Origin of the sequence: uncultured Campylobacter sp., from assembly GCF_937949835.1 — a bacterium.
GTDB lineage: Bacteria > Campylobacterota > Campylobacteria > Campylobacterales > Campylobacteraceae > Campylobacter_B.
On sequence record NZ_CALEDC010000118.1, the window covers coordinates 1 to 1711 of the forward strand.

1 protein-coding gene is annotated in these 1711 nt (G+C 32.7%); it reads right to left on the reverse strand.

Annotated elements, in window-relative coordinates:
* Window positions 1–434: 434 nt before the first annotated feature.
* Complete coding sequence (locus Q0256_RS02600) at window positions 435–1463, reverse strand: glycosyltransferase (protein WP_297959785.1); 1029 nt, start codon at window positions 1461–1463, stop codon at window positions 435–437.
* Window positions 1464–1711: the final 248 nt, after the last annotated feature.

Sequence of the window (1711 nt, forward strand, 5' to 3'; positions counted from 1 at the left end):
GGTAAGCAATAATGCAGTAAAATTAAATTCTCCAATAACCCCCCTGTATCGTGGCAAATAAAAACCAAAAAAATCTCTATAGCCAGCATTATTGCCCATGTATACTTCTAAGATAAAAACAAGTATAATAAATATAAGCATTATTTTTAATATTAAAAATATATCATACTTTTTTAATACCTTGATTAAATACATAGAGAAAAATAAAATTAAAGTAAGTTGCAGTAGCCTAAAAATCGATGATATCCGGGCAGTATATACACATACTACAACATTGCATATTATCATAATAAAAATTGGAATATAGCATGCATATATCTTTTTATACTTAAATATGTAAATAAATCCAAAAATGGGAGCCAAAGCATTAAAATATAATGGTAGACTAAATGGTTGTTTTAATATAAAAAAAGGTAAAAGTCTATAAAGTAACTTCATAAATCTTTAAGCAAGGTGCTTAGCTTGCCATTCCATGTAACATGTTCTAGATGAAACCTCTGCCTAGCTTCTCTACTTTCAATACAATTCAGAAAGCTATCGCTATTACATGCAAAATACACATAATCACTCATATCTTTAATCTGATCCCACTCCACGCTAACAACCCTTAATCCGCAAGCAAGATACTCATACATCTTTAAAGGATTTATACTATTTACTAAATCAGGATAGTCCTTAACATTAAAAGGAATTATGCCTACCTGCGAATTATATAAAAACGCGGGAATTTTAGTGTATGGGATAGAGCCTAAAATATGCACGTTTTTTAGCTTTTTAAGTAAAGATAGATCTTTTTGCTCCGGACCTATTATAATAAAACTATAATTTGGCAAATTTTTAGCGCAGTAATGCACCAGGTCTACATCAAACCAATCATGTATTGCGCCTACGTAAATTACCCTAGGCTCAGGAATATCTTCAAGCTCCTGCGGCAAAGACCTATCCGCCGCTTTAAAAAAATCGAGATCAATGCCATTTGGCACATATTTCATTTTAGATTTATCTTTTATTTGATTGTATTTTTCTTTTAAATTTTTCGCCGTATAAATGACTGCATCTACCTTATTTGCGATATTTATCTCAGCGTTAAACTGCGCATCAGAAACCGCACCAAAACCTTTTGCGTAATCAGCTATCCTTAAAATAGATTTTTTATAAGTTATAGCATCTAGTAAAAAGCCGAACAACGGGCTATCAAACCACAATATATCAACCTCATTAAAACCCCGCTCCTTTATAAAATTTAATAAATTTGGATACGTAAAATTTTGCCAATTCTTTAAAACGAAATTCGACGATAGAAATAGCTTGTTTTGAGGAGTAAAAAGGGAGCGCGGAACATAATAAAAAATGCCCCCCGCACTTTCGCCGCCTTTTTTATAAATTCTTTCCCGCTCTTTTAGCTCATTGCTATTTGCAAAAATTTTATGTATCGGCGAGATAGGATTTGAGATAAAAAGCACCTCATATCCTAGCTTTTCAAACGCCCTGGCATAATGATGGCTACCGACCTGAAACGGCGAAGTATAGTAATTCGCAACAGCCATTAAAACTTTTTTAGACATTTTTCATCAACTTCCCATATCCATTCGAATATAACTCAAATTTACTATAATAAAATTCCCTATTTGCCATATCGATAATCTCCAGCGCGCCCTCTTTTACCTCAAATTTTCTAATAATTTTTACGCTCTTGTATTCTGCGGCGAGG